The organism is Streptomyces torulosus (assembly GCF_001419765.1).
GTDB lineage: Bacteria > Actinomycetota > Actinomycetes > Streptomycetales > Streptomycetaceae > Streptomyces > Streptomyces torulosus.
The window spans coordinates 1-8791 of sequence record NZ_LIRK01000476.1 but is presented as its reverse complement, the minus strand read 5'-3'; the positions used below and the strand labels follow the sequence as shown (position 1 = coordinate 8791).

Below are 8791 nucleotides of genomic sequence, written 5' to 3'. Positions count from 1 at the left end.
ACTCATTCTGAAACGATCAGTTAGTGGATAGCGCAACGAATTGGGCGTGGTCGGTGACCGCTTTGACACGCCCAACGCCTGGTGATCCCATGGAAGGAGAGCTGCGGCCGTTCTGGATCCCGGCAGCTCGGAAAGCACGGAACTGGTTGCTTGATCGCAAGAACGGATGCGCATCATGACCTCGGAATCCGGAAACCAACGCCCGATCGTTTTCCTCGGTACGCCGCCGGGCAGTGTGAGCACCCCGGTACCTCAGGAACTCAGAGAATGGGAAGCGGCAGTCATTCGCTTCGCGGAACTGAGGGATGACATCCCGGAGGGATCCGGCGGCTCCTGCGCCTTCTCCGTGAGCGGGACCCCCTCTGAACCCGATGACTCCAAAGTGGACTACACCCTTCTGTAGTCGGCCTCGGAGGTGAACGGTGCGGCAGGGCCACCTCGCGATACTCACCGAGTCGGCAGATCTCCATGCCTTGCTCATCCAGCGGGTACTCCATGACCGGGGACGGGTCGCCTGCGACGTCATCGAAACGGACAGCCTCTGCGGGGACGGCGGATTGAGCTGGTCGGACACCCGAAGCCGTCTGGCCGTCAAGGGCGGGGGTTCCCTTGATGTCGGGGACCTCGATGTCGTCTGGTGGCGGCGCGGCAGCAATGTGCAGAAGATCCCGCCGGACATCACCGACCGCGCTGACGTGGAAGTCATCAACAACGACTGCCGTACGGCATTGGCCGGAGCGTTCTGGAACGATTTCCACGGCACGTGGGTGAGCGACCCCCACGCCACCGCCATGGCCGAGAACAAACTCGTTCAACTGCGCGCGGCCCAGGCCGCGGGACTGCCCGTGCCGCGCACCCTCGTCAGCCAGGATCCGGAAGAGATCAGAATTTTCTGCCGGTCGGTCGACGGCGACGTGATCGTGAAGAGCGTGCGGGGTTGTTCTTCCGCGCCGGTGTTCACGCGCAAGGTGACGGACGCCCACCTCAGAGAAGAGGCGTCCATGCGGCTGGCCCCGGCCATCTACCAGGAATGTATTCCGGGGCAGGAGCATCTCCGCGCGCTGGTCCTGGGAGACGAGATCCATGCCGTCTCCATCCACAGCGAGGATCTGGACTGGCGGGGAAGGCTCCCCGGAGAATTCCGGATCGCACAGGTCGATGACACCACTCGCAGCGGGCTGGTGGATGTCCTCAGGCGCCTTCGGCTGAGGATGGGCGTGATCGACATGAAGCCGAACAGCAACGGGGTCCCTGTCTGGCTCGAGATCAACCCTCAAGGGCAGTTCCTCTTCATGCAGGCGCTCAGCGGCCTGGACCTGGTGACACCCAGTGTGACCTACTTCGAGCGGGAAGCCCTCTCCGCTGCGCACCGGGTCCACCCCTGAGCCGGAGCGCGATCAGAAGGCCGGCTCGGTGTGTCCCTGGTGGGGTCCCTGGCTGCGTGCCTTGAGCAGCGTCTCCCGTAGGCGATCGTGGGCCATGGCGAGGCAGGCGTGGACGGCGCCGCTCGCCACCGAGAGTCCCAGAACCTGGGAGACGGTGGTGATGCGGGGAACGGCCGACAGGGTGTGCTCGAGCCGCTCGCGTACCTCGGGGAGTACCTCGTCCACCAACGAGCTCAACCTGCCGACGAAGTAGACGGATTCTGGATCGAGGGTCACTGCGACGATGCTCACGGCGGTCGTGACCGCCGTCGTGAACGCGTTGAGCATCTCCGCGCGGGCTGAATGGTGGTGGGGCGTCGGCGACAGGTCCTCGACGCGTTCGACGTCCCATCCGTGGTCGCGAGCGAACTTCACCAACCCGGCGGTGCTCAGCAGCTCGTTGAGGGTGTGGTCGTCGATGCCCGAGGAGAGGGCACCGATGTCGCCGAACGCGGGGGTACGGCCCCGAGCCAGTTCATGGTCCTTGCAGGTGGCGAAGTTCAGGGTGCTGCTGACGCTGAACAGGGCGGCGTTGCGGATGCTCGTGTCGTCCGTGAGCACCTGGAGCAAGGACGCGTTCGCGTCACTGTCGAAGGTCACCGGAGCATCCAGGAGTTCCTCGACGGTTCGCTGGAGATCCCTGCCGGAGAAGATCCTCATTCGATCGGCGGGCCGGAAGACCTCGGCGCCGTCGCGGACGTGGGCAGGCAGTGCCGCGACGACCTGGCGCAGTGGCCCTCGTGCGGACGCCGCCGTCTGCGCGATCAGGTCGGCCAGCCACCGGCCGGCCGCGGGAACGTCGTCGTGCTCGACCGTCGGAACGATCATCTGGCCGATCTCTCGGCCGCGTAGGTCGGTCACCAGCACGCCGGTGGTCACGGCGCCGAAGCCGACCCCCACGACGTGTCCGGCCGTCTCGGGCACATCGAGGTACGTCGACGGACGGCCACGCCCGACGACGGCGTCGACTCCCCCGTCCACGACGAAACCGTCGGCGCGCAGTTCCTCGACGGCCCGCGACACCGTCGCCTTGCTCAACCCGGTGACGTCGATGAGCTTGTTCCTGGTCAACGGCGCACGGGAGAGAAGCACATCAAGGACACTTGCCTTGTTGTAGTCGCGTGGTGTGGGGTTGATGCTGCTCACCTCATGACCTTATCGAGACCGTGCGTGGTCCGAACCAAGGGTCTTGGCCGGGGTCGTTCTAGCGTCGGGTGCTCAGCAGGCGGGCCACGATCTCCTCCAGGTCGACGGCCATGGCCCGGTCGACGTTGACCCAGTCGTCCCTGGCGTGCTCGAGGAGGTAGTCGCGACGCTCCGGTACTCGTTCCGCGCGCCAATGGGTGACCAGCGCGCGCAGCGTGAGGCGGGCAAGCGCGGCAACGGGCAGGAGGGGGAGTTCGGTGTCCTTGATCGGACGAGCTCGCTCGTACCCCGCGACGAAGCCGCATGCCTCGTACCAGGGATCCTCGGGCGTCCGGCCGAGCAGGTTCGCGAGCGAGACCGCGGGATCGAAGATCAAAGCGCTGCGCATGCTGTCGCCGAAGTCGATCACTCCTGTGACGAAGCTGTCGGTCCGTGGATCCACCAGGACGTTGTAGGGACTGTAGTCACCATGGATCACCTGGGTCTCCAGCTCACCCAGCCGCGGAACAACCGCCTCGTGGAAGAGGCGGAAGACTTCCTGGGCCAGCCGACGGTGCGCGGGTTCGGGCGTGTGGTCGATCAGTTCCCGCAGCTGGTCGAAGTACCGGAGGTCCCACACGAGACGCCGCTCGTCCGCGGGATGGCTGAACGACCGCAGGGCCAGATCCACTCGCCCGAGCATCTGCCCGGCCAGGGCGAGCTGGTGGGCATCGGGGTCCGTCCGCGCCAGAACGGTGCCTTCGACGAAGTCGAGGACACGCAGGACCCGCACCGCGCCGTCCTTCGTCTCGATCGGTACGTGGTCGCCGCCCTCGATGGTCTCCTTGACCCGCTGGGTGGGGAGGTGAGGGGCTGTGGATTCGAGGTGGCGCATCACAGCCGTCTGCAGAGCCACGACAGCCACCGCCTCGTCGGGTGGGGACACCTTGACCAGGTGGTCGGCCGTGTCGGTGCGCAGCCGGAACGTGTCGTCCTTCTCGGTCGCCAGCCGTTCGAGACGTCCGCTCAGTCGGTAGTGCCGGGCCAGGAGAGTGTCCACCACCTGCGTCGCGATGGGCTCGTGGGACGACGCCAGGCCGCTCTCCTCGAACAACTGCTGGGCGATACGTGCGGGGGGCGAGGTGTTCACCGTTCGGTCCCTTCGGGCAGTCGGGCTTTCGGCCTGCTACAGGCGCTTCTCCGCGATCTCCGCGAAGGTCTCGAGGAATCGCGTCACGTCGTCCGAGTCGAAGGCCAGCGGCGGTCGTATCTTGAGCACATTGACTGCTTCGCCGGTGCCGCTGATGAGCACACGACGCTCACGCATGTCGTTGATGACGTGGTCGGCGAGGACACGATCGGGCTCCAGCGACTCCCGGTCCTTCACCAGCTCGACTCCCACATACAGGCCGCTCCCGCGGACCTCCGCGACGTAGGGCGACTCGCGGGTGATCTCCTCGAGACCGGCGCGCAGTGCCCGGCCGTTGTCGAGGACGCGCTGCTGCACGTGCTCCGCTTCGAAGACGTCCAGAACCGCCGCGCCGGCGGCGACCGCGATCGAACTGCCCGCGAAGGTGTTGAAGTACCGGACGTTCCGTCCGAACTCCTCGCACACCTCAGGCCTGAACACCACGCCGGAGATCGGCATGCCGTTGCCCATGGGCTTGCCCATGGTGACGATGTCCGGAACCACCTGATGGCGGCTGAACCCCCACATCGAGTCTCCGAGCCGGGCGAATCCCGACTGGACCTCGTCGGCGATGTACACGCCGCCCGCGGCGTGCACTTCCTCGACCATGTCACGCAGGTAGCCGACCGGATCGGTGAAGATGCCGTCGCTGGAGTACGCGCAGTCCGTGATCAGCGCCGCGAGCCTGTATCCGTGGCGTTCGAGGTCGTGGACGGCGCCGCGCACCTGGCTCCGCATGTGGTCGGCAAGCGATGAGCCGGGCGGGGCGAGTCGCGGATCCGGAGCATCGATGACGCGAACGTTCGGCCCGAGCGGTGAACCCGTGCCGAGCGTCGGCGAGAAGCTCGCGACCTCGCGAGTGAGACCGTGGTAGGCCCAGCGTGTCACCACGATGCCCTCGCCGCCCGTGTGGAATCGCGCCACGCGTACGGCCAGGTCGTTCGCCTCCGATCCGCTGCACGCGAAGCTGACCCTGGAGAGCCCTTCGGGCATCGTCGCGAGGAGGCGCTCGGCGTAGTCGACGAGTGATTCCTGCACGTAGCGCGTGTTGGTGTTGACCGCCGCCAACTGGCGGGAGACGGCCTCGACGACGTGCGGGTGGGCGTGACCGACGCACGGCACGTTGTTGTAGGCGTCGAGGTAGTCGTTGCCGTCCCGGTCGAAGAGGTGAGCGCCGCGGCCGGAGACGAACTCGACCGGCTCCCGGTAGTTCAGCGCGTAGCCCGGGCCCAGTACGTCGTTCCGTCGTCGGACGGTGGACCGCAAGCGCTCGGGCAGATCACCGAGCGCTGCGGGATCGAACCTGTTGGGGTAGTTGGCCAGCGCCCGACTCGGTGTCGACGTCATCAGCAGGTCCCCTCTCTTCATGGCGTGCACGCAGCTCGTCGTGGCTGCTTCAGGCAGAGCCTACCAGATATTGTTTCAGTTCCAGCCTGAAATATATTCACAGCTATGCCCCGCCCTTCCGCCCGCCTACGACCAGGGCAGGACCAGCGCGCCCCAGGCGACGATGGGACCGAGGGCGACGATTCCGCCGGTGTAGCCGATGACCTGGCGGTAGAAGCGGCGGGGGTCGACGCCGCGGGCGTTGCTGAGGACGAGGGCGCCGTTGGTGGAGAAGGGGGACGTGTCGACGATCGTCGTGGAGATGGCGAGGGCGGCGATCAGTCCGGCGGCGCTGAGGTGGCTGGAGAGCAGCAGCGGGACGGCGATGGGGATGATCGCGGTAAGGATCGCGGTGGAGGAGGCGAAGGCGGACGTGACGGCGACGGTGAAACACAGCAGGAGGGCGACGACGAGCGGTGCGCCCAGACCCGCCGCGTGCTCGGAGATGCTCTCGATGACGCCGGCCTTCTCCAGCATGGCGATGTAGGTCATCATGCCCGCGACCAGCAGCAGCGTGGACCAACTGACGCCGTCCACGGCCTTCTCCTGCCGCTTCATGTCCACCAGGGCCAGCAGGGCACCGGCCGCCAGGGCCAGGAAGCCGATCTCCAGGTGGAAGCCGAGCGCGCCGACGACGAGGGCGACCAGGCAGGCGAGGGTGAGCCACTGCCGCCAGTCGGGCCTGCCGGACACGGCGAGGTCCTCGTCGGCGGCCGCGTCGTCGGTTCCCTCGGCCAGCGGCGCGGGGCGCTTGGCGAGCAGGGCGTAAGTGAGCGCCGAGAGCACGAGGTTGATGAGGAAGCTGGCGCTGAACAGCGTCACCGCGGAGACATGCAGGTCGGTCTTGTCGACCAGGCCGAGGACGAGCGCGCCCGAGACGGCGAGCGGGGAGAACGCGCCCGCGTGCCCGCCGCTGATCACCATCATGCCGACGACCAGCGGGTTGAGCTTGTAGCGGTAGGCGAAGTTCATGCCGATCGGCGCGAGGATCGCGACCGCCGCCGGCGTGAACGTGCCGAACGCCGTCAGCAGAGCCGCCACCAGGAACAGCACCCAGGGGATGAGCGCGACCTTGCCGCGCACCAGCCGAACGCCGGCCGCGACGAGCCAGTCGATGGTGCCGTTGCGGCGGGCGACGGAGAAGAGGTACGTGACGCCGACGATGGTGACGAAGAGCTTCGCCGGGAACCCCTCGAAGATCTCGTCCTCGGTGAGGCCCAGCGAGGCGGTGCCGACCGCGAAGGTGGCGACGAAGGCGAGGATGCCCAGATTGATCGGCAGCACCGTGCCGACCACGAACATCACCAGCAGCGCGCCTATGGAGATCACTTCAGCAGACATCTTTGTCCTTGGTGCGATGGGGAGGGGCGCGCCCCGAGGGCGCGAGGTTATCCCGGTGCGGACGGCTGGGGTACCGGCCGACCGAGGGGATGTTCGTCCCGTTTCAGGCGGCTTGCGTGGTGCCTGTGTCCGGGACGTAGATGCGGGCGTCGGCGAGCAGCCGTGCCGCGCGTTGCACGGTGACCCGCCGGGGCAGGCCGTCCAGTACGTCGGTGCAACGGACCGCGACGATGCCGGCGGGGGTACCCAGGCGCAGCCATTCGTCCGTCGGGCCGCCCGTGGTCCGGCAGACCACGGAGCCGGTGACGAGCCCGGCCGCCGCGACGGCGACGGCGGAGGTCAGGCCGATCGCGGGGTGCGGGGCGTTCATGCTGAGCATGCGCACCGAGACGTCGTAGTCCTCGGCCGCGACCGGTTCGCCGAGGGTGGTGGTGTACGGAACGGGCGGGCCGATCAGGCCCACCTTGGGCACCGCGTCGCCGGGTTCGCTGCGCGGTTCGAGCAGCCCCATCAGCGATGCGGCGGTATGACGCACGGAGCGCAGCCAGGGCACGTCGGTGTCCATCCGGTCCAGGGACTCGGCGCCGGTGCGGCCGGCGTCGAGGGCGTCGACGAGGACGACGGGGGCCCCGGCGTCCACCATGGTCACCCGTACCGGCTCGGCGTCGGCGACCCGCAGGCTCTGCGCGGCCTGTCCGGTGGGGAGCAGTAAACCGGTGGTGCCGCCGGCCGGTTCGAGGAAGGTGAGGCCGACGGCGACCCCGCCGGCCCGGGTGCCGGGTACGGTCTGGCGGCCGAAGTGGTGGACGACGCCGCCGGTGGTGTCGACGAGCCCTTCGAGGACCGCGCCCGTGTTGGTGTTGCGCATCGCCACCCGGGTCCGGTCGCCGGTGATCGCCACCATGCCCTTCGTGACCGCGTAGAGGGCGACGCCTGTGGCGCAGTTGCCGCAGTTGCTCGTCCACTCGACCGAGCCGGTGCCGATGCCCACCTGGGCGAAGAGGTAGTCCACGTCCACGCCCGGTTCGGAGGAGGCGCTGACCACCGCCGCCTTCGAGGTGGTGGGGGTCGCCCCGCCCACGCCGTCCAGTTCCACGGGGTCGGTGGCGCCGTACGCGGAGACCAGCAGCTTCTCCAGTCGGCCACGGTCGGCGGGGACGTCGACCTGGTTGAACAGCCAGCACTTGCTGGTGCCGCCACGCACCAGGGTCGCGGGAGTGTGCACGTCTGAGGCTCTTTCTTGCTCAACGAGGGGAGGTGAGGGCCGAAGCGGTGGTGACCGGCGCATTGCGGGCCGGTGAACCGCTCGGCGACTGCGGAGACCTTCGCAGAGGCGTGACTTCGGAACAATCGCAGTTCGCTTCACATGGGTTTAGCTCAGCTAAAGTCACAGGCATGTTGAACGTACGTCGTCTGCTGCTGCTCACCGAGGCCGCCGAGCGCGGTTCGCTCACCGCTGCGGCGGAGGCGCTGGGCATGACCACGTCCGCCGCCTCGCAGCAGATGTCCCTGCTGGAGCAGGAGGCCGGGCAGCCCCTGGTGGAGCGGCTGCCTCGGGGGATCCGACCCACCCCGGCGGGTGCCGCGCTGGTCGAGCGGGGACAGGCGATCCGTCGTGAACTGCGCGCCGCTCAGGCCGACTTGGATTCCTTCACCGCCCTCGACCAGGGCACGTTGCGGCTCGGGTCCTTCCCCACGGCGAGCGCGTCCCTGCTGCCGCTCGCGCTCACCCGCTTCCGCCGCCGCCACACCGGTATCCGTATCGAGGTGCGCGCGGGGGTCCTTGAGGAGCTACGGGAGATGCTGCACGCCGGGGAGGTGGAGCAGGGGCTGCTCTGGGACTACGAGTGGAACCGGGTCGACGATCCGGCGCTCTCCCTCACCCACCTGCTGGACGACCCCACGGTGCTGGTGGTCCCCGCCGACTCGCCCCTGCGTACACATCCCTCCGTGCGGCTCGGGAATCTCGCGGACCAGGAGTGGATCATCCGTGCCGACAACCACCCGGTCGCCGATGTCCTGCGCCGCAGCTGCCGCCAGGCGGGGTTCGAGCCGCGCATCGCCTACGCCTCGCACGACTACCAGGAGGCGCAGGCCATGGTCGCGGCCGGCCTCGGCATCGCGCTCGCCCCGCGTCTGGCCCTCACCAGCCGCCGCAGCGACGTACGCCTGCTGCCCTTCGCCTCCGACGTGCCCGCGCCCACCCGGCGCATCCTCCTCGCCCGCGCCGCGGCCCGCCCCGTCACCCCGCCCGCCCCGGCGCTGGCCCGCGTCCGGCGCCCGGTGGCGCCGCGATCCACCGCTCCCGGACTGCACGGGGCCCAGC

At 68.5% G+C, this 8791-nt stretch carries 8 protein-coding genes; 2 read left to right on the top strand and 6 right to left on the bottom strand.

The window, feature by feature from the left end:
• The coding region (locus AOK23_RS49020) for a hypothetical protein (RefSeq protein WP_206336323.1) at positions 1 to 243 on the bottom strand (243 nt) is incomplete at its 3' end.
• Positions 244 to 422: 179 nt separating this feature from the next.
• On the opposite strand from AOK23_RS49020, the gene AOK23_RS30095 reads away from it, so the two are divergent.
• Positions 423 to 1385, top strand: coding sequence for an ATP-grasp domain-containing protein (locus AOK23_RS30095; RefSeq protein ID WP_055715742.1), 963 nt, complete (start codon positions 423 to 425; stop codon positions 1383 to 1385).
• A gap of 12 nt (positions 1386 to 1397) precedes the next feature.
• On the opposite strand, the gene AOK23_RS30090 is transcribed toward AOK23_RS30095, so the two are convergent.
• From AOK23_RS30090 to AOK23_RS30070, 5 genes are all read right to left on the bottom strand, one after another.
• A complete protein-coding gene (locus AOK23_RS30090) occupies positions 1398 to 2570 on the bottom strand; it encodes an ROK family transcriptional regulator (protein ID WP_055715741.1) in 1173 nt (390 codons plus the stop codon).
• Positions 2571 to 2628: 58 nt separating this feature from the next.
• On the bottom strand, positions 2629 to 3699 hold the full coding sequence (locus AOK23_RS30085) for a phosphotransferase (RefSeq protein WP_055715740.1): 1071 nt from the start codon (positions 3697 to 3699) through the stop codon (positions 2629 to 2631).
• A gap of 36 nt (positions 3700 to 3735) precedes the next feature.
• Positions 3736 to 5106 (bottom strand): aspartate aminotransferase family protein, encoded by a 1371-nt coding sequence (locus AOK23_RS30080; RefSeq protein ID WP_240496630.1) that lies wholly within the window; start codon positions 5104 to 5106, stop codon positions 3736 to 3738.
• Positions 5107 to 5211: 105 nt separating this feature from the next.
• Complete coding sequence (locus AOK23_RS30075) at positions 5212 to 6465, bottom strand: SLC13 family permease (RefSeq protein WP_240496629.1); 1254 nt, start codon at positions 6463 to 6465, stop codon at positions 5212 to 5214.
• A 103-nt stretch (positions 6466 to 6568) separates the two neighbouring features.
• A complete protein-coding gene (locus AOK23_RS30070) occupies positions 6569 to 7690 on the bottom strand; it encodes a PrpF domain-containing protein (RefSeq protein ID WP_055715738.1) in 1122 nt (373 codons plus the stop codon).
• 170 nt (positions 7691 to 7860) lie between these two features.
• Between AOK23_RS30070 and AOK23_RS30065 the strand changes: the two genes are divergently transcribed.
• The coding region (locus AOK23_RS30065; RefSeq protein WP_055715737.1) for a LysR family transcriptional regulator at positions 7861 to 8791 on the top strand (931 nt) is incomplete at its 3' end.

Excerpts from the sequence above, each read along its gene's own strand:
- AOK23_RS30075 (WP_240496629.1), bottom strand. The coding sequence starts at position 6,465 with ATGTCTGCTGAAGTGATCTCCATAGGCGCGCTGCTGGTGATGTTCGTG.
- AOK23_RS30080 (WP_240496630.1), bottom strand. The coding sequence starts at position 5,106 with ATGAAGAGAGGGGACCTGCTGATGACGTCGACACCGAGTCGGGCGCTG.